The sequence below is a fragment of the Microbulbifer rhizosphaerae genome, assembly GCF_014191725.1.
Classification (GTDB): domain Bacteria; phylum Pseudomonadota; class Gammaproteobacteria; order Pseudomonadales; family Cellvibrionaceae; genus Microbulbifer; species Microbulbifer rhizosphaerae.
This window is the reverse complement of the sequence record NZ_JACHWZ010000016.1, coordinates 100,191-120,442: the sequence shown is the minus strand read 5'-3', so window position 1 is coordinate 120,442 and position 20,252 is coordinate 100,191. Positions and strand designations below refer to the sequence as shown.

The 20,252-nt window shown below is 59.6% G+C and carries 9 protein-coding genes; 6 read left to right on the top strand and 3 right to left on the bottom strand.

Annotated features, from left to right (window positions below):
- The first annotated feature begins 174 nt into the window (after positions 1–174).
- From FHS09_RS16205 to FHS09_RS16185, 5 genes are all read left to right on the top strand, one after another.
- A complete protein-coding gene (locus tag FHS09_RS16205; RefSeq protein WP_246395088.1) occupies positions 175–3,033 on the top strand; it encodes a glycosyl hydrolase in 2,859 nt (952 codons plus the stop codon).
- 204 nt (positions 3,034–3,237) lie between these two features.
- The gene (locus FHS09_RS16200; RefSeq protein WP_183461803.1) at positions 3,238–4,815 is read left to right on the top strand and encodes a sodium/sugar symporter; all 1,578 of its coding nucleotides are present in this window, start codon (positions 3,238–3,240) and stop codon (positions 4,813–4,815) included.
- A gap of 291 nt (positions 4,816–5,106) precedes the next feature.
- Positions 5,107–6,069 carry a glucokinase gene (gene glk / locus FHS09_RS16195; RefSeq protein WP_183461801.1) on the top strand — a complete coding sequence of 321 codons (963 nt, stop codon included), beginning with the start codon at positions 5,107–5,109 and terminating at the stop codon, positions 6,067–6,069.
- A 171-nt stretch (positions 6,070–6,240) separates the two neighbouring features.
- Positions 6,241–9,045 (top strand): TonB-dependent receptor, encoded by a 2,805-nt coding sequence (locus tag FHS09_RS16190; RefSeq protein ID WP_183461799.1) that lies wholly within the window; start codon positions 6,241–6,243, stop codon positions 9,043–9,045.
- A 142-nt stretch (positions 9,046–9,187) separates the two neighbouring features.
- Positions 9,188–9,541 (top strand): DUF1993 family protein, encoded by a 354-nt coding sequence (locus FHS09_RS16185; protein WP_183461797.1) that lies wholly within the window; start codon positions 9,188–9,190, stop codon positions 9,539–9,541.
- A gap of 90 nt (positions 9,542–9,631) precedes the next feature.
- Here FHS09_RS16185 and FHS09_RS16180 read toward each other — a convergent pair whose 3' ends face one another.
- The 3 genes from FHS09_RS16180 to FHS09_RS16170 form a co-directional block, all read right to left on the bottom strand.
- A complete protein-coding gene (locus FHS09_RS16180; RefSeq protein ID WP_183461795.1) occupies positions 9,632–15,934 on the bottom strand; it encodes an outer membrane protein assembly factor BamB family protein in 6,303 nt (2,100 codons plus the stop codon).
- A 477-nt stretch (positions 15,935–16,411) separates the two neighbouring features.
- Positions 16,412–17,251 (bottom strand): universal stress protein, encoded by an 840-nt coding sequence (locus FHS09_RS16175; RefSeq protein WP_183461793.1) that lies wholly within the window; start codon positions 17,249–17,251, stop codon positions 16,412–16,414.
- 198 nt (positions 17,252–17,449) lie between these two features.
- Positions 17,450–18,268: a DUF3014 domain-containing protein gene (locus FHS09_RS16170; protein WP_183461791.1), complete on the bottom strand. Its 819-nt coding sequence runs from the start codon at positions 18,266–18,268 to the stop codon at positions 17,450–17,452.
- Positions 18,269–18,464: 196 nt separating this feature from the next.
- Between FHS09_RS16170 and FHS09_RS16165 the strand changes: the two genes are divergently transcribed.
- Entirely contained in the window at positions 18,465–20,141 is a 1,677-nt protein-coding gene (locus FHS09_RS16165) for an alpha-amylase family glycosyl hydrolase (protein WP_183461789.1), read from the top strand.
- Positions 20,142–20,252 lie beyond the last annotated feature (111 nt).

Sequence of the window (20,252 nt, the reverse complement as noted above, 5' to 3'; positions counted from 1 at the left end):
ATGCGCGGGAGTATACCAGCCCCGGGTCCCGCTTTGCGCCGCGCAAACCGGGACACTCCAGTTTGCGCCCGGGGCCAAGGTGGGGCGACGGGGTTGGCGGCATCCCCGAAGATGTGCGGCTGCGGAAGCTTGAAGTCGCAAACAAAAAATAACGATGACACGGCGGATAAAGCGATGACTCAATACCCCAAGATGCGTTCCCTCAAGATGCTTTTCCGGCTGCTGCTGGGCGCAGCCCTGGCCTCGGCCTCCCCGACACAGGCGGATATTATTCCGGCCGGCGCCGGCAATATCAGCGATACCGTCAACCCGGCGGGTTACAAGTGCGTGGTGGATCACGGCACCTGGATTCACAACGCGGGAGTGGTGGAGCCGGGCGTCAGTTCCTGCAGCCCCATAGGCGCGCCCACGCCCCGCTATCCACAGCTGGTGGCGCCGGCCAGTAACAAGCCCACCATGACCCACCGCTGGTGGGGTTCCATTCCCTTCCTCGGTGCCATGCAGACCGGTAATTCCCAGGATGCGGCCTATATCACCCCGGACCCGATCAGCGCGCGCGTCAGTGAGCGCGGGGCGCGCATTCTGTCCATCCCCGCGGGCCTGCAGACCCAGGATAACCAGACCATCTACCCGGTGCCGGACCCCTTCAGCGAGGTGTTCGACGGTATCGCCGTGGGCAACTCGGCTTACGGCAATATGCAGGCTTTCCTCAAGGACTACAGTGACGGCTCGGTGACCGTGCAGTGGCGCAGCGGCGCCACGCCGGTGATGGAGGCCACCTTTGTACACGGATCGGCCTTTGTGTATTTCACCGCGCTGTCCGGCAACCTGGTGCTGCGCACCAAGGCGGCGGACGGGCCGGAGAAGGGCCTGTTCCACCAGGGCGGAAACACGCTGGGCCTGTGGACCGATGTGGCGGGCGTGCGCAACCATTTCCTGGCCATCGGCGAGGGCGGTGTACAGTTCAACAATCCCGGCAGTTCCGAGATCACCGTGGCCAATAGCGGCCGCCTGACCATCGCCTGGCTGCCCGCCAGCGGCACGCCGGACAGTGGCATGATCCAGACTTTCACCCAGTACGGCGCGCAGCCGGTGGATGAGTTGTTTATTGATTACGCCGTCAATCGCGGCAACAACTCGGTCACCGTTTCCCATCAATACCGCTACCGGGGCGCGCCGGTCACCACCCTGGCCGGGCTGGCGCCGCTGCACTGGAAGAATTCCAGCCAGCCGCTTTCGGCCTACAAAGCGCGCAGTGCGCGCGGCATGCTGCGCTTTGCCGCAACCAGCCAGTTCAGTTATCAGTTGCCGTTTGTGGGCGTGCTGCCCTATTTTCCCGAAGATATCGGCGATTACGACACGGAACAGCTGCAGGCGCTGGTGATGGAGTTTATCAACCGGGGGCAGGCAAACTGGAATACGGCCACGGACACCTACTGGGCCGGCAAGAATTACGGCAAGGTGGCGGAGCTGGCGGCCATCGCGCGCAGCAACGGCATGACTGCGCAGGCGGACCAGTTGATCAACTGGCTCAAGGCGGAATTGGAGGACTGGTTCCGCGCGAACACCAGCGGCGGGCTGGATATCAACAAGTACTTTGCCTACGACGGCAACTGGAACACGCTGCTGGGCATGGATGAGTCCTTCGGCGCGCACCAGCAATTGAATGACCACCATTTCCACTACGGCTACTTCGTGCGCGCGGCGGCGGAAATCTGCCGCGTGGACCCGGGCTGGTGCGCACCGGGTGCCTGGGGATCGATGGTGGAGCTGCTCATTCGCGACTACGCCGCCGGGCGTGATGATGCCATGTTCCCCTATTTGCGCAATTTCGATCCGGCGAACGGCTTTTCCTGGGCCTCCGGCCACGCCAATTTCACCCTTGGCAACAACAACGAGTCCACCTCCGAGGCGGCCAATGCCTACGGCGCGATCGTCCTGTACGGGCTGATTACCGGTAACGACGAGTTGGTGGACCGCGGCATTTACCTGCACGCCTCTTCCTCCGCCGCCTACTGGGAATACTGGAACAACCTGGACCGTTACCGCGGCATGGGCGGCGACTACGACAACTTCTTCCCGGAATACGACAAGCTCACCACCTCCATCATCTGGGGCCAGGGCCATGTGTTCTCCACCTGGTTCAGCGGCGCCTACGCGCATATTCTCGGTATCCAGGGGTTGCCGCTGTCGCCGCTGGTGCTGCACATCGGCCAGCATCCGGATTACCTGCGGGACTATGTGACCCTGGGCATGACGGAGTCCCCCAATGGCAAGCCCTCGGGCCTGCCGGAGGATCAGTGGCGCGATGTGTGGTGGAACATCTGGGCCATGACTGACGGCCAGGCGGCGGTCGATGATTTCAATACGATGAATTTCAACTACATGCCGGAGGCGGGCGAGACCAAGGCGCACACCTATCACTGGGTGCACACCTACAAGCAGTTGGGGCACCTGGCCAGCGGCGATGGCAGCTTGAGTGCGGACTACCCGGCGGCGTTGGCCTTCGACAACAACGGCCGGAAAACCTATCTGGCCTACAACTTCGGCAGCAGTGCGCGCACCGTGACCTTTTCCGACGGTGTCAGCTTCAGCGTGCCCGCCGGGCAGATGTCGGTAAACGGCGGAGGCCAGCCACCGCCGCCGGCGTTCGATCTGACCATCCAGGCCGAGGACTACACCGCGATGGCCGGGGTCCAGACCGAGGCAACTTCCGATGACGGCGGTGGTCTGAATGTGGGCTGGATAGACGCCGGCGATTGGATGGCCTACGCGAATGTGGAGATTCCAGAGGCGGGCGACTATCGGGTGGAATACCGTGTGGCGAGTGAAGCCAGCGGCGGCCGCCTGTCCCTGGATATGAATGCGGGGCAGACAGTGCTGGGAGAAGTGGATATTCCGGTGACCGGCGCTTGGCAGAACTGGACCACGGCTCAGCACACCGTCCAGTTGCCGGCGGGAAGCTACCAATTGGGCATTTTTGCGGCGCAGGGCGGCTGGAATATCAACTGGTTCCGCATCGTGAAAATATAATACTCAAGTTTCGGAGTTCGGGATGGACTAGCGGTGGATGACACACTGTGGGAGCCTGCCTGCAGGCGATTGAGGTACCGACGACACCCGTTTCGCCAGCAGGGCTGGCTCCCACAGGTGGCCACCATTATCCAGCGGTAGGATGGGCAAAGCGCAGCGTGCCCATCAATGGGCCCGAGTAAAACAATAAACCTGGTGAGAGCAATGCAACTGGCAACCGTCGACCTACTGATTTTCATCGCCTATGTGGCCACCCTGGTCACCATCGGCTATCTGGTCTCCCGAGAGAAATCCGGGCACCAGAAAAATACCCAGGACTACTTCCTCGCCGGCAAGGGTCTGCCCTGGTGGGCCGTGGGCGCTTCGCTGATTGCCGCCAATATCTCCGCGGAACAGATTATCGGCATGTCCGGTTCCGGCTATGCCATCGGCCTCGCCATTGCCTCCTACGAGTGGATGGCGGCGATCACGCTGATCCTGGTGGGTAAGTACTTCCTCCCGGTGTTCGTTCGCAAGCAGATCTACACCATGCCCCAGTTCCTGGAGCAGCGTTACGACCACCGGGTGAAGGTGGTTCTGGCCATCTTCTGGCTGGGTGTTTATACCTTCGTGAACCTGACCGCGGTGCTGTGGCTGGGGGCCCTGGCGATCAATGCCATCGCCGGGGTGGAGCTGCTGTTCGGGCTGCTGTTCCTGGGACTCTTCTCCGCGGCCTATTCCCTTTACGGCGGCCTCAAGGCGGTGGCGCTGACGGATATCATCCAGGTGGTGCTGTTGGTATTCGGCGGCCTGATGCTGTCCTATCTGGCCCTGGACCTGATCGGAGACGGCTCGGGCCCGCTCGCCGGCTTTGCCACCCTGGTGCAGCAGGCGCCGGAAAAGTTCGACATGATCCTCTCCAAAGACAACCCCCACTACGCCAGCCTGCCGGGGCTCTCGGTATTGGTCGGGGGCCTCTGGGTAATGAATTTCTCCTACTGGGGCTTCAACCAGTACATCGTGCAGCGGGCGCTGGCGGCGAAAGACATCAAGGAGGGCCAGAAGGGCATCGCCTTCGCCGCCTACCTGAAGCTGCTGATGCCCATTATTGTCGTGCTGCCGGGCATCGCCGCGGCGGTGTTGCTGCCGGACCTGGAACGCCCGGACCAGGCCTATCCGGCGCTGATGAACCTGATGCCGGTGGGCTTCAAGGGCTTGGTGTTCGCGGCGCTGGTGGCGGCCATCGTGTCCTCCCTGGCCTCGATGACCAATAGTATCGCCACCATCTTTACCATGGATCTCTATTCCCGCTACCGGCCGCAGCAGAGCGAGCAGCACTATGTGCGCGTGGGCCGGCTGGCCAGCGCCCTCTCCCTGGTGCTGGCGATGCTCTGCGCCCAGCCGCTGCTGGGCCAGTTCGAGCAGGCCTTCCAATATATCCAGGAATTCACCGGCTTCTTCACCCCGGGCATCGTGGTGCTGTTCGTGCTCGGGGTCTTCTGGCCCAGGGCCACCGCCAACGGCGCGCTGACCGCGGCCATCGCCTCGGCGGTGCTATCGCTGGCCTGCTACTTGTGGTGGCCCGAGTTGCCGTTTATCGACCGGGTGGGGCTGGTGTTCCTGGCCTGTGGGCTGCTGGCCATCGGTGTCTCCCTGTGGGAGGGGCGGGGCCGGGCGGTTACGGTGACCGCAGACGGGGCGGTGGCCCTGGGCGAGATCAACTTCTCCACCACCCAGGGTTTCAACCTGGCGGCGCTGGGCGTCACCCTGGTGCTGGTCGCGCTCTACGCGACCTGGTGGTAGCCGCTACTTTCCTTTCTTCTCTCGTTCTTCAGCCGGCCCCGTGCCGGCTTTTTTATGTAGGAGCGGCCGTTGGCCGCGATCGGACGAGCCGAATACTAGATCGTCCAGCGGCGGCCCCTCCGGGACCCGCGAAGGCTGATCAACGGCGCTCCCGATGAACCTATGGCGGCAAATACCTCCCCCTTCACAACGGTGGAGAGGAGCAGGTGCACAGGGGCTGGCTTTTTTTTATCCGAAACCGTAACTTATACCGCCACTTTTTGGGGTGCTTATTATAAATAAGGAATAAAGATGACGAGTATCGTAGCGGATATCGGCGGTACCAACGCCCGTTTTGCCATGGCCCGGCAAACGGCGGAGGGCTATCAGCTGGAGTCGCTGAAAGTAGTGGACTGCAAGCAATTCGGCGCTTTCGACGCCGCGCTGCAGCACTGGCTGGAGGGGCTGGACCAGCCGCGCCCGCAGAGGGCCTGCATCGCCGTGGCCGGGCCGGTGGACAAGACCGAAGCCGGCGGCCGGGTGAATATGACCAACCTGGGCTGGAACATCTGTGCCGAGGCGCTGCGTGACGAATTCAATCTCGATCATCTGGAACTGATCAACGACTTCGCGGCGCTGGCGCGTTCACTGCCACTGCTGGGCGGGGATGACTATCAGGTGCTGCGCGACGTGCCCCGGCTGCCGAATACGGCCATGGCGGTACTCGGCCCCGGCACTGGCCTGGGCGTCGCCGGGCTGGCGGTGGAGAACGGCCACTACCAGGTGCTGGCCGGCGAGGGCGGCCACGCCAACCTGGCCGCGGCCACGGAGCGGGAACTGCAGTTGCTGCAAGTCCTGCTCAAGACCCGCCAGCCGGTGTTCAACGAGTGGGTGCTATCCGGCAACGGCCTGGTCAACCTGTATCGCGCGGTTTGCGAGCTGAATGGCCGCAGCGCGGAGGACTACGCTCCCCCGGATATCAGCAACCGCGGCCTGGATGGCTCCGACCCCCTGTGCCGGGAGACCCTGCTCGATTTCCTAAACTTTCTGGGTAGCACCGCGGGCGACGTGGCCCTGTACCTGGGGGCGCGTGGCGGTGTTTTCATCGGTGGTGGCATATTGCCCCGTATTGCCGAGCTGCTGCCGGAGAGTCAGTTCGAGCAGCGCTTCCTCAATAAGGGGCGGGTGGAGAGCTGGATGGAGACGGTACCCCTCTATGCCCTCAACGCCGGTTACCAGGCCCTGATCGGCGCTGCGGCGCATCTGGAAGACTGACAGGGATAAGGCAAAAAGGAGAGAGAACAAAGAGTTACGGTGTTATTTGGCGCTTCGCCCAGAGGCGCCACCAATTCTCCCACCTCCTCCCCCTCGGGGGAGGATGTTATGGATGAGGGGCAGGCCTAGGATTCAAGGTCTCACCATAACGATAAGACCTGGGAGAAGATGATGAGTCTATCCAATAAAGGTAGAGGGGCTTTCCGGCCCACTTTGCTTTCCGTCGCCATTGCTGCCACCGCGAGTGTCTCCCTGCCGGTTCTCGCGGCGGACGACGAGGCCGCTTCCGCGGCGCTCGAAGAGGTGACCGTTACCGGCTTCCGCAAGAGTGTGATGGACTCCATCAGCACCAAACGCGACGCCAAGGCCGTTGTTGAGGCCATTTCCGCTGAAGATATCGGCAAGCTGCCGGATTCCTCCATTGCCGAAGCCATTTCCCGCCTGCCGGGCCTGACTTCCCAGCGCCTGGACGGCCGTTCCAGTCGCGTCAGTATCCGCGGTTTCGGCGAAAACGAAAGCGCCACTACCTTCAATGGCCGCGAGCAAGTGTCCATCGGTGATAACCGCGGCGTGGAGTTCGATCTCTACCCCTCTGAAATTATGAGCGGCGTAACCGTATATAAGACACCGCAGGCCAGCCTCGAAGCCGAAGGTATTGCCGGTGTGATTGACATGCAGACCGTCAAGCCCCTCGAGCGCGGTGAACGCGTGATTCAGGTGAACACCCAGTACGAAATGACCAGCTTTGACAAGCTGAACCCCGATGGTGAGGACCAAGGCCACCGCGCTACCATCTCCTACATCGACCAGTTCGCCGATGACAAAATCGGTGTGGCCTTTGCCTACAACACCATGAGCTCACCGAATCAAGAAGAGCGCTGGAACACCTGGGGCTATCCCGAATTCACCTACGAAGGTCAGAACTACTCCATCCTGGGCGGCGCCAAGCCGTTCGTGCGCTCCTCCGTGCTGGATCGCGACAGCGCCATGCTGGTGGTTGAGGCCAAGCCGAACGAGAAGCTGCACACCACTTTCGACGCTCTGTACGTAGACTTCTCCGACGAGAAGATCCTGCGCGGCATCGAGATTCCATTCGCCTGGGGCCAGGGATCTATCAGCCAGGACAGCGCCGTTGTGGACCCCGCCACCGGCTTTATCACCAGCGCCACCACTGAGGGTCAGCGCGTCGTGGTGCGTAACGACCTGGAGACCCGCGCCGCTGAGCTGAAGTCCTTCGGCTTCAACACCAAATACGATTTCAGCGATTCGCTGCAGCTGGAGTTTGACGCCAGCCATTCCGCAGTGAAACGCGATATCTGGAGCTTCGAGAGCTACTCCGGCACAGGCCGTGGCGACAGCGAAGGCGAGGCTGACAATCTTGGTTACGTGTTTGACGGCAGCAACACCGGTGCCAAATTCAGCCACGAACTGGATTACAGCGACTGGAACCTGATCCAGATGGGCGGCCCCCTGAGCTGGGGCGCCAGTGCGGCACTGAACGGCAAGTACGGGCTGGAAGAAGGTGATCAGTACTACAACAGCGCGCAGGACGGCTTCCTGAACGCTCCGGAAATCGACGACGAACTGACCTCGTTGAAACTGGCTGCGACCCAGATGGTGGAAGTCGGCATCGTCAACGAGATCAGTTACGGCGTGTCTTACCGCGACCGCGAGAAGAGGAAGAAGTCCAAGGGTTACTACATGACCCTGGACATCTTCGACCCGGAGACAGGTGGCATGCTGGTGGTTCCGGAGCAATACCGTCTGGGCACCGCGTCCCTGGACTTCATCGGCATGGGCGACATGATCGCCTATGACGCGGAAGCGATGCTGAAAGACGGCTACTACAACCTGACCGACGAAGCGCTCACCGGCATCCAGCACCTGACCAAGTCCTGGTTCGTGAACGAGAGCGTTACCGCGGCCTTTGCTCAGGCGGACTTCGAGACCGAGGTCGCCGGCCTTCAGTTGACCGGTAATGCCGGCCTGCGTTACGTCTATACCGATCAACAATCCGAAGGCTTTGCCGGCCAGGTGGTCGACGGTCTTGTCGTTGCCGAACCCACTGACATCAGTCACGACTACAGCAATTTCCTGCCGAGCCTGAACCTGGCCCTGGCCATCGACGACCAGCAGACTGTGCGATTCGGTGCGGCCAAGACTATTTCACGGGCGCGTCTTGACGAGATGAACGCTTCCGTAGAAATGACTCTCAACCCGACACCCGATGAGAATGGCAACTTCTGGAAAATCAGCGGCGGTAACCCGCTGCTGGAGCCGAAAGAAGCGGTGGGCCTGGATCTGTCCTATGAGAATTACTTCAGCGATGAAGGTTACTTCTCCGTGGCCGTGTTCTGGAAAGACCTGGATTCCTGGCATTTCGACGGCAGCTACGAAGTGGACCTGACCGGCGTTGCCGATCCGGCTACTGGCACAATCCCGGAAACCTCCACCGCTACCGGTACCGGCAAAGTCAATGGCGGCGGCGGTACTTTGCAGGGTTACGAGGTTTCCGTTGCACTGCCATTCAACCTGTTCAGCGAAAGCCTGGACGGATTCGGCCTGCTGGCCAGCCACACCGGCGTCAGCTCCGATGTCGAAGATATAAACGGCAACGAGTACGATCTGCCGGGCTTGTCCAAGCGCATCGAAACCTTCACCTTCTACTACGAAAACCACGGCTTCCAGGCCCGCACCAGCATGCGCAGGCGCTCCGACTTCAAGGGCGAAGTCTACGGTATTGGATTTGATTCCCAGCAAGTCGATGTATTGGGTGAAACCATCTGGGATGCCCAGATCGGCTACGACTTCAGCGAAGCCGGTATCAGTGGACTGGAAGGCCTGTCGGTGTTCCTGCAGGGGCAGAACCTCACCGATGAACCTTTCACTACTCTGAGCGGCGACAACGACCTGCAAGTCCGCGACTATCAGAGCTATGGCAAAACCTATCTGCTGGGCTTCAGCTATAAGCTGTAACTTCCAGTAGCTGGTTATTGAGGTGAAGAGCCCTTGCAATTTCCCGTTGCAAGGGCTTTTTTAATTCTCGCTTTGGTTGAGACCTTTTGCAGGCGCGCTTGGTGGCCGAAATGTTTCCTCTGGCACAACAGTCAGCATCGCGATGAGTCTTTCCCTGCGGGCCCTGTGTCCGCTTGCGCGCATTGATTTACCCAGGCTGGCTGAAGCGGGGGATTATGCCCAGCAGGGGAGCCTGGTTGAGCAGGCCATTGCGTTTATCAGGAAGATCCTTCAAGAAGCATATGAAGGTTTTGAAGAGCGTCCTGTTTCCGTCAGGGCCGGCTTCGCCGACCTGGATTCTAACGGTCGGGATTTCCTCAGTCTGTACGCACTGCCTAACTTTCTGTTCCACTACTCTATGACCTACGCGATACTTCGTGTCGAAGGGGTTCCTATCGGCAAGCGGGACTTCGACGCCTTTCACGATTACCCTGTTGGATTTACCTTTTCCGGCTGATAAAAAAACCGCGACGAGAGGTCGCGGTTCGGATAAATCCCCTGGAGCAGTTGTTGCAGGGGATTTTACTGATTTCAGCAGGCTACAGAATCAGTGCTGGATCAGATCAATAGCCGTCAGGCTGGTACCGGAGATGTAAAGAACACCTTCGTCACTCAGGCTCAGATTGCCCGGTGCGCCATAACTCCAGGCGGTTTCCTGGCTTTCCAGGTCTACCGCGTAGGTTGTAGTATCGCCGCCCACAAACAGGTGAGTCTTGGTGATAACGATATTCGAAGTCAAGGGTTCATCGGCTTCGTAAGTCCAGAGTAGTTCGCCGGTGATTTCGTCCAGCACTTTGAGGATATTATTTTGCCGTACGTAAATTCTCCCGAGGTGAGATGACGGCTGTCCGGAATAACCGGATTTCTTTTCCCACAGGATCTCCCGTTTTTCCAGATCAAATACAACCAGAGTTCCTGCCTGTATGGCAACAACATTGTCGAGAGGCGTCAGCACTGTCGCCATCCCAGCTGAATAGCCATGCCCGTCAAAACTGGGGATATCGATGCGGTAGGCGAGCTCGCCACTGGTTCGGTCGTAAACGGCCAGATCCTTGATGAATGCGTAAACATACTGGTCGTCCACCGCGGGGGTGAAACCATCGTACTGGGCTGTACTCGTAAACCAGTTTTCCTCGCCGGTCACGGCGTCGTGTGAATAGATGCCGCCATAGTAGCCACCGGCCATATACAGCTGGCCGTCAAAGACGGTCGGCGCGAGGAAGGTGGACCATTGATTGCCGTAAGCCGTGGCGAAATCCAGCACCCCGGTGGTGGCGTCGACACCCCGGATAAAAGAGTCCTCGTGTCCTCCGGTCTGGAAATAGACCTGGCCATTGGCGTAGGCCGGCGGGTTGATGCTGTGGATGTCGCTGTAGTCTTTCTCCCACAGGATGGAGCCGTCAGACGCGTCCAGACCGTACAATCTGTGGGTGCCGAAGTAGCTGTCGTTCGATACGTAGACACCGCCATCCCCGGCAACTACCGGATGCAGCTGGAAGGTGTCGGGCAATACGGCATCCCAGCGGAAGGCAAAATTGGAGGCGTCCAGGATCAGGGGAGTATAGCCGGTGTGGCCGGCATCTCCCTGGGCGCTTCCCCACAACACCGGCTGCGGGAAGTCTGAACCATCCAGCGGCGAGGTGTCGGCCAGGAACTCCTCGAGGTTGCTGAACTGATCCAGGTCTCCGTCCTCCTGTCCATCGGCGGCATCGAGCGGGTCCAGGCCGTAGGCGAGTTCCCAGTCGTCGCGGACGCGGTCGCCGTCGCTGTCTTTCTGTACCGGCGAGGTGCCGAGCGTGTATTCCTCGGCATCGGTGAGACTATCGCCGTCCGTATCCGGGTCGATCGGCGAGGAGCCAAAATGGAATTCCTCCAGGTTTGTCAGGCCATCCCCGTCTTCGTCGTCGCCGCTGTCGTCAGCCAAGGCGTCGAGCCCATAGGCGATTTCGTAAGCGTCATCCATGTCGTCCCCGTCCGAATCGGCGCTGAGCGGGTCGGTGCCGAGCTCCACTTCTTCGCTGTCGGTGAGCAAATCGCCGTCGGTATCCGGGTTGTTGGGATCTGAGCCGATGGAAACCTCATCACCATCGTTCAGGCCGTCGCCGTCGGAATCGCTCTGCAGCGGATCCGTGCCGTGGACGAGCACTTCGTCGCCGTCAGTCACACCGTCGCTGTCGCTGTCGGGTTCGGATTCGGCTGTGCCGAGCGCGTATTCCTCCAGTGCCGTGAGGCCGTCCCCGTCGAGATCCTGCTCCGCGTCCGTGGGGTCGGTGGGATCGAGCCCGTAGTAATTTTCCCACCAGTCTGGCAGGCCGTCGCCGTCGCTTTCGATTCCCGGTGTGTAGTCGACGAAGGAGGCACTATCGGACAGCCGGACAAAGCGGTGGAGATCCGTGCTGGTGAGGGCAATATTATCGAACCATGAAGTCAGGATGATATCGCCATTCTCCCGCACGGAGATGTCATAGAAGTTGCCGCCCAGCTCCAGGCTTTGCTGCAGGGTGCCGGAAGCATCGTATTTCTTCAGCATTCCGCCCCAGTCCGCCAAGTAGAGGTTGCCATCGGTATCCACGCCGACGGACCTGGCGCTATCTACACTGATCTGCTCGAGCGGCTCCAGCGTGTCTGCCCGGTACTTTTCGACGGAGTTTCCGGTCAATGCGTAGAGGATGCCGTCGCTACCGACGGTCAGGTCGATATAGCTCCCGCCGCTGACAAATTCCACCGAATTGTCCGACAGGTCGAACACTACCAAGCCCTGGGACGGGCTGCCGGAGACGGCCATATTGGTGGTGAAGACCTTCGATCTCCAACTGTCGATGCCCCCGTAGGTGCCGTTATTGACGGTTGACCAGCCGGGTGCGTTGAGATGTTGCCAGGTGTGCTCGGATGGCGAGTAGACACTCAGGATCGGGGAAAAGGTACCGTTGAATACAGCTATCCGCTCGTCATCGAGAATGGCGATATCCCTTGCGGATTCCGAGTATCCGCTGGAACTGCTGTTTCCGGGAATGCTCACCTCGTGAATCTTCTCGTTGTGATTGTTGTAGAAGGTAAGCTTGGCGTCAGATTGAGTGACGAAGCTTGCCCCCATTTCAATCGTGTCTTGTAGCGGTGAAACCACAAAGTTGTCGAGGTGGAGGGCGCAGGTGTCGTTTTCGCTGGTGACACTGATGCGGATATCCCGTTGGCCCGCGGGTAGCAGAAGCGAGTGGCTCTGCCAGTAGGTCTGCTCAGGCCTGACGGACAGCGATTTGACATCGTCCAGGTACACCGTCAATTGTTTGTCGTAAATCGAGGAGCACTGTGACCGGTAATCGAAGCGAATCTCTACCGGCGCGAAGTATTGATTCCAAGAGATATCGGCTTCCCCAGAGATTTCCAGGCTGTGAGTCCCCTCGCTGGCGAGTGTGTCGCCGATCGCGAATGCACCTTCGCTAGCGCTTACCTGCCACTGCTCTGGCAGCTCGCTGTCTTCAAATGAGAAGTAGGCACTGGAGACTGTGGTGGGGATGTCAGTGGGATCGCTGGCATCGGTTCCATTGAGGAATTCGATGTAATTGGAATAGCCGTCACCATCCACATCCCCTTCCATGTCGGAGCTGTCCACAGGGTTTGTACCCGCTGCCAGTTCCCAGTCGTCCGGCAGCAGATCGCCGTCTGTATCGGCGGAAGCGGGGTCGGTGCCGTGGGTGAATATCTCGTCCCAGTCGGACAGGCTGTCGCCGTCGGAATCGGTTGTTTCCGGAGATGTGCCGGCCTGGAACTCTTCCAGTGCCGTCAGGCCGTCGCCATCCGTATCGTTTGCGGCATCGCCGGCGTATTCGTCGTCCAGACCGTACTGGACCTCCCACCACAATGGCAGGCCGTCCTCATCTCGATCGCCAAGCAGGGCGACCTTGATAAATTCAATATCACCGGTGTCGCTGCGCAATGCCAATGCCAGGCCATCGCTGACTTTTGCTATGCGCTCTATGTCGTCACGCTGCAGCGGTAGGATAAACAGCGCGCTCTTCAGATCCGGCGTATAGCCGGCCAGGGAGAGGCCGGATTCGCTATCGAATGCGACAAGGGCGAAATCGTCAAACCAGAAGGCATTCCTGGACGGGAAGTCGGTCTCGCTGGACGAGTATCCTTTCGGTGGCGCCAGGGTGTCTAGATAGGGTTCTGTGAGGAAACTTCGGACAATGGTATCCCCGAGCGTAAGTATCTGCTTGCCGTCCGCGGAAACGCCGATAAACGTGGAGAAGCTGGCGCCTGGGTAGTAATAACTCCTGTGATCGGTCAGGCGGGAGGATTCCTCATCGATGCCGTAACTGCTGAGGCCATAGAGAGAGGAAACCATGTAGAAACGCTGTTGCTCCGGGCTGTATGTGACGGCATTGGGTTTCGCTTGGAGATAGTAGGCGGCACTATGTTGGTACTCATGGTTGTAATAGTTGAGCCTGTAATTGGTGCTGTGTTTCTCGGAGATCGTCAGCACTGATTCTCCGGTGGCAACCAAGTGGGTAACCGGCAGGCGCGTGGTCAGCAAGCGCTCGACCGTGAGCGGCAGGTCATCGCCGAGACGAAGGACTTCGCCGAACTCGGTGCCGAGCAGGATGCTTCCGTTGGCATCCACTGCAATGGATCGGGGAGTGCCGAAATGATCGGTGCTTTTCAGCAGGATGGGGTTCAGGAAGTTTCCGGTTGTGGCATTCCAGGGGTAGATGGCCCTGTCCTGAATAGAGAGATTGTAAATGATATCGCCGTATTGGGCCTGGTCGTCGATGCTGGCCATATGGACTTGCGCATCAATACTGCACTGGCCGTTTTCGCCCTCGGATTCACGCTGGCAGGCGGAGTCCTCCGGGAAGACGTCCAGTTCCAGATCGGTTTCGATGTTGTTGGGGTCGATTCCGGGGTTCCATGCGTCGGGCCAGCCGTCGCCATCGGTGTCTGCCGATGCGGCTGCGTCATAGGGAAAGGCATCATCGAGGTTGGCGATGCCATCCCCATCTATGTCCCGGCTCGGTCCAAAGTCGAGGAACAGGTATTTTCCTGCGGCGGTCCTGGTGATGATCAGGTATTCCGGGCCACTCTTGAGGATGGCTTCCGGCGTGCCGGGGAATTCCTCGCGGTGGAAGATCTGGCCCGCACTGTCATAGGCCTTGGCGGTGGTGCCCTGGGCACTTTCGGCTAGCGTGATCAGCGTGCTGCCATCAAAATCTGCCTGGCTGAAGGGTGCGATACTTCGGTCGACGAGGCGCAGGGAGTCGGTACTGTAAACATACCCGGAGCCCAGTAGAAGTTCCTTCCGTTGCGGTAACAGGACTATGGGCCCCTGCAGTCTCGTATCGCTTTCATAGGGGAAATGGCGTGCGTAACCGATGGTGCCGTTGCTCTGGTCTATCTCCGAGTACTCGAGGTCATAGGGGTAAGGGGCACCATCGAACTTATAGAGGCGCCCGGTAACGGCTTCCCAGGCGTAGTAGTCGGATCTAGCGAAATAATCATCGCTCTCTGTTATGGCACCGTCGGCGGAAATGGTCTGTTGGGACCAGGAGTCATCGCCTTGTACCAGAAGATAGCTGCCTGCGTCGATCAGTTTTTCCGCCGGGTTATCCAGCGTGGTGAGATAATGCAGTTCGTTCGGTGACTTGCTACCGATGAAGTGGATGCTGCCGTCGCCATAGGCTAGGTAGAGGCGGTTGTGCTGTTCGTGAAGCAGGAATTGGGTCGCAGGCAGCCCATCTTTTATTGTGATGAGTTTTTTGTCGATTCGTCGGCCAGCCCTGTTCCAGCGATAAACCGAGATGCCCTCATTACCGCGGGCGACGAGATAGCTGTTGCCGTCGGAATCGGCAAAGGCCTGTTCCAGGTCTTCACCGGCGAGCAGGGTCAGGTAGCAGCTTTTTCCGTCGCCATCCGTCGAGAATGAACAATTTCCGTCCTTCGGGTAGCCATCCGCTTCATCCCCTGCGCCATCGCCATCGTAATCGTAATCTGAGAGTGTGGGAAAGGCCGGCAAATTGATGTAGCCGGGCTCATCCTCCAAAAGTTGGACATCCCGGCTGCCTCCGGTCTGCGGGGCTTCGGCAGTGAGCAGTTGAACTGTCTCGCCAACCAGGTAATCGGTACCGCCTTGGCGCGAGCTTCCTGTTTGGGGAATGTCCAGGGCGTCGATCTGCAGAAGGGCGGCGTGTTCGAACAGTTGTCTGGCGCCGTTCTGGTAGTCCTGGGCTGTCAACAAGGTGAGGCCGTCGTACCTGCCGTCGAGCAGGTCGGCCGCAACCAGCTCGATGACTCTATCTACACTGACGCCGGTTTCTGCGGAAAGTCGCCAGATCAGGGCAGACTGGGCCTCCAGGACAGTTCGATAGGCCAGTACATCGAGCAGTGGTGTTGTGTCGTCGACAACTGGTGCGGAGTAGAAAAGGTCTACGCCGTCGATCAATTCAAATCCCCAGTTCTGCTTGATAGTGTCTGAACTCTCACTCAGTGCAGCTTTGAAACCACTATCGGTACCGGCGCCGCCGTTGAGGCGGAGCATCTCAAGGGCGAGGGTTGTGCTGACCGTGGCAAAAACAGGGCGCTCTTCCTCCAAAGCCTGAGCGCTGGCGATGGTTTTGAGACCGCTGATTATTGGCGAGGCCCCGGTGGAAATATCCACGGTCTCTGCGGTGGCATCGACCTCGATCAGGTAGTAATCGGCTCCGGTGCTTTCAAATTCGATATCCCGGAATGCGCCGGTGGCATCGGTTTTTCCACTGGTGACTGGTGAACCTTTCAGCAGTGGCGAGTTGTAATCAACGGCAAATACTGAAACGCTGGCAAACTTGAGCGGCCCCTTTACAGCACTGCCGGTCAATGTGTACCCCTCGGGAGTCGGGGTTGGATCAGGTGTTGGGTCGGGCGCGGGCTCTCCGGAATCACTGCCACCACCACCTCCCCCGCCACATGCGGATAAAAGAGCAGTCAGTAAAAGGACTGACATCGACTTCCCTAGGGTAAGCGAGGTGACATTCATTATTTTTTCCTTATTGGAGTTTGATATTCCAGGTGAGGCCGGCACTCCATGGCAAATGAGCGCCCTATCAGGGTAAACGAGGGATTATTTCACGATCTGAATGGCCAATAAACCTTCTGACCAAAGGAGAGCTGCATGGATTACATTGGTTACTTTTGTCACAAAAGACTGATTTTGTCGGCAGAGAACAGGCCGAGTCTGGTGGTTAAATTTTGTGGGACTGCCGCTAATCGATAAAAAGCCCTCGCAATGATTTGTTGCGAGGGCTTTGGGGGAGGATTTCGTTGTACTCAATCCTGGTCATATTTTCGGCGGCTCTTATTTGGTGGTAGTAAACTCGTTACAAACCATCACATCCACCTCCAGCGACCCAATCACCCGCTCCGCGGTATTGCCCCGCAACAGCGAGCCGGTTTCGCCGTACTGGTTGAGGGTGCCCATCACCACCAGGTCCGCATCGATTTCCTTTGCCACCTGGGCCACGACTTCGTTGGTATAGCCCCGTTTGACGTGGATGCGATGGGTGGGAACGCCGGTCTTGTCCGCCAGCTTGGCCAGGGCGCCGCGGTCCGGGTAGAGCATGGAGTCCAGGTAGGCGTTCACCAGGTGCAGCTCGGCGTCGTAACACTTGGCGATATAGTTGGCGCGTTCGGTGATCTGGCGGTTGAGCTGGCGCTGCTGGGTGGTCTGGGCCTGGTAGTTCACTGTGGCCAGTACCACCTTGCGGCGGTCTTTGGCGCCTGGACGGATCAGCACCGCCGGACATTTCGCGCCCTTGAGCACATGCCATTTGGACTCGGCAAAGGTAAAACGGCGGCTGACTTTGGCGTGTACCGGCAGGTAGACCATCTCGGCGTTGCTGCGCTTGGACTCCTGAATGATGGCGGCCTGCCAGTCACTGGACCAGCACACCATGAGTTCGTACTCCAGTCCGGCCTCTTCCACCGGCTGGCGGATCTGGTCGCGGAACCAGAACTCGTCCCGGAACAGGTGATCGTTGACCGCCCGGGTGTCCACGGCCTCACCGTCCACGGCTACGAATACAACCAACTTGGGTTGGGGGGTGCGGATTTTTGCGGTGATCAGCGCGCGCTTCAGCGCTACATGCTCTTCATCGTTGGGGTCCACGACCACGAATATGACTTTTTCTGCTTGCATCATTCCTCCTCACGTGGGAACGGTTTTTCTGTTTTCTCTCACCTTTCCCGCTCCGCACCTGTCTCTCAACCACTCAACCGGCGCAGACCAGATGGTCTGCCCAAGATTACCACAGGCGGCGGTTTCTTTGTTGCCAGCGGATATAAAACAAAGCCCGCGGGAGCGGGCTTTGGGGGAGGACTGGGTAGGGGAGTTGGGTCAATCCATCTGCAGCGACTGGAGTTCGGACTTGAGTTCCCGCAGTTTCTCCTTGACCCGTTCCGCATGGTCCGGTCCTATGCGGATCATCAGCTTGTGCAGCCCCGGCAGTTTCTCCAGTTTGGGATCGGCAAACTTGTAGTACACCGACGGGCGCACCAGCTGGATGGGTTGCTCGACCTGCGGTGCTTCCAGCACCCGGTCAATGGCCTGCAGAAGCACCTGGTGGAAGGTCTTGTTCCTGATCCCCAGCTCGCCGTAGGCCTGGGCCAGGCGGGGGTACCAGAATCTGTAGAGTTTGACAGCGGTGTCCGTATCCATCTGTGCGAAGAGGCGCACCGGCACATCGTAGCGGTGGTAGTTCTCCTCGGATAGCACCATCCCGGTGGCGCCTTCCTCGCTGACGGCAATCGAACCCCTGATATTCTTGAAGGGGCGATGCTTGTGGATCAACTGGCCCTGGGAGGCGGTATTGACTGCTGCCACCCACTTGCGGATCACTTCGTCGGATACCAGCCATCGGCTCAGGGCATCGCCGGGGGCCAGGCTGCGCAGATCCTTGAGCACCGGGCCGTCACTCTCGTCCAGCGGCGGCAGTTCCCGTTCCGGTTCGGCGGGGGCGGGTGCAGGCTCCGCGGGAGCGGGTTCCTCCAGCTCCGGTTTGGGCTCCGGGATCGCCTCTTCCTTCTTCGGTACTTCGAACAGCTTTGCTTCCGGAGGCTTCTCTCCCTTTCTGGAGTAGAAGAGATAGGCCGCAGCCGCCAGCGCGACGACGACAATCAGGACGGCTATCCAGCCGTAATTGCGATTCTCTTCCATCTTCAGCCTCCTGTTCCGGCGCCCTATGTATATATGGGGGACACTGCCGGCAAGCAATTGGTTCCCGGATATCCTGGCATGTTTATAGTAGTCGCGAGCGGATTGCAATCTACGCCCCCCCTGGGAGGAGGCGGCGGCCGGTGCCGGCGCTACAGTAGGGCAAAGCGAAAGATGCAGCTCTGGAGAGAACAGAATAATGAAAAAGTTAATCGGTGTGGCCGCCGCCCTCTGCCTGGTGGGATGCGGCGGTGAAGGGACGGCCGCCGTGGACAAGCGGGAGGCCGATGGGCAACCGGATCCATTCTGGGGTAGCGCCAGTATCTATTTCATGTTGCCGGACCGCTTCGCCAATGGCGATCCGGACAACGATCTCTCCTACGGCCGGCAGGGTGATGCCGAATTACTGCGGGGGTTTGCCGGCGGCGACCTGCAGGGTGTGATCGACAAGCTGGAGGCGGGCTATTTCCGCGATCTTGGGATAAACGCCATCTGGATGTCGCCGGTGGTGGAGCAGGTGCAAGGCTACGACGAGGGCGACGGCCGCACCTATGCTTACCACGGCTACTGGCCCCGGGACTGGACTGCGGTGGACACCAACTTCGGCAGCGAGGAGGACCTGCGCCGGCTGATCGAAACCGCCCACAGCCAGGGTATTCGCATACTGCTGGATGTCATTGTCAACCACACCGGTCCGGTCACTGAGCGGGACCCGGTGTGGCCCGCGGAGTGGGTGCGCACCGGGCCGGTGTGCGACTGGAGCAGTTTTGCCGCCAATGTCAGCTGCGCGCTTACCGACAACCTGCCGGACATCCGCACCGAGAACGAGCAGCCGGTGGATCTGCCACCACAACTGCTGGCCAAGTGGGAGAAGGAGGGGCGCCTGGAGCGGGAGCAGCGCGAGTTGGACGCCTTTTTCGAACGCACCGGCTACCCCCGCGCACCCAAGTACTACATTATCAAATGGCTTACCGACTGGGTGCGGGAATACGGCGTGGACGGCTTCCGCGTGGACACCGTCAAGCACGTGGAGCCGGAAGTCTGGGCGGTGCTGAAAAAGGAGGCCAGCCTGGCGCTGGCGGAATGGAAGGCTCAAAACCCGGACAAAAAGCTCGACGATCGCGATTTCTTTATGCTGGGAGAGGTCTACCACTTCGGCGTCAACGACTTCGGGTCCACCGAGGGGCGCGCCTACGACTTCGGCGACCGCCGGGTGGATTTCTTCGATTTCGGCTTCGACAGCCTGATCAATATGGGCTTCGCCCAGCACGCCGGGCAATCGCCGGAAGAAATCTTCTCCAGCTACTCGCAGAACCTGCACGGCGGCCCTCTGGACGGCTCGGGTGTGCTCAACTATCTGGGCTCCCACGACGACCACCACTCCTTCGATCGCGAGCGCGAACAGGCCAGAGAGGCCGCGCTCAAGCTGATGCTGGCGCCGGGGGCGGCGCAGATCTACTACGGCGACGAACTCGCCCGGCCGATGATCGTGGAAGATGCCATCGGCGACGCCTCCATGCGCAGTTTTATGAACTGGGAGGACCTGGAGCAGGAAGAGACCCGGGAAATCCTCAGCCACTGGCAGAAGCTGGGGCAGTTCCGCCGCGCCAACCCGTCCCTGGGTGCCGGCGAGCACAAAAAACTCGCGGACAAACCCTATACTTTTGCGCGCACCCTGGAGGGAGAGAGCCCGGTGTTGGTGTCCCTAGGGCAGCAAACCGGAAAGAAATCCCTGCCGGTGTACGACCTATTTGCCGACGGCACCCTGCTGAAGGACTATTACTCCGGCACAGAGAGCCGGGTGGAGCAGGGGCGGGTCAGCTTCGATACCGCCTACGATCTGCTGCTATTGGGAGTAAGCACAAAGCGCGAATAATTTTTTGTAGGAGCGGCCGCTGGCCGCGATCAATCCGGGTTTTTAACCACTGCCGATCGCGGCCAACGGCCGCTCCTACAAGGAAAATCAACAAAAAGGGAAACCAACAAA

Excerpts from the sequence above, each read along its gene's own strand:
- FHS09_RS16175 (WP_183461793.1), bottom strand. The coding sequence starts at position 17,251 with ATGCAAGCAGAAAAAGTCATATTCGTGGTCGTGGACCCCAACGATGAA.
- FHS09_RS16170 (WP_183461791.1), bottom strand. The coding sequence starts at position 18,268 with ATGGAAGAGAATCGCAATTACGGCTGGATAGCCGTCCTGATTGTCGTC.
- FHS09_RS16185 (WP_183461797.1), top strand. The coding sequence starts at position 9,188 with ATGAGTCTTTCCCTGCGGGCCCTGTGTCCGCTTGCGCGCATTGATTTA.
- FHS09_RS16205 (WP_246395088.1), top strand. The coding sequence starts at position 175 with ATGACTCAATACCCCAAGATGCGTTCCCTCAAGATGCTTTTCCGGCTG.
- FHS09_RS16165 (WP_183461789.1), top strand. The coding sequence starts at position 18,465 with ATGAAAAAGTTAATCGGTGTGGCCGCCGCCCTCTGCCTGGTGGGATGC.
- FHS09_RS16200 (WP_183461803.1), top strand. The coding sequence starts at position 3,238 with ATGCAACTGGCAACCGTCGACCTACTGATTTTCATCGCCTATGTGGCC.
- glk (WP_183461801.1), top strand. The coding sequence starts at position 5,107 with ATGACGAGTATCGTAGCGGATATCGGCGGTACCAACGCCCGTTTTGCC.
- FHS09_RS16190 (WP_183461799.1), top strand. The coding sequence starts at position 6,241 with ATGAGTCTATCCAATAAAGGTAGAGGGGCTTTCCGGCCCACTTTGCTT.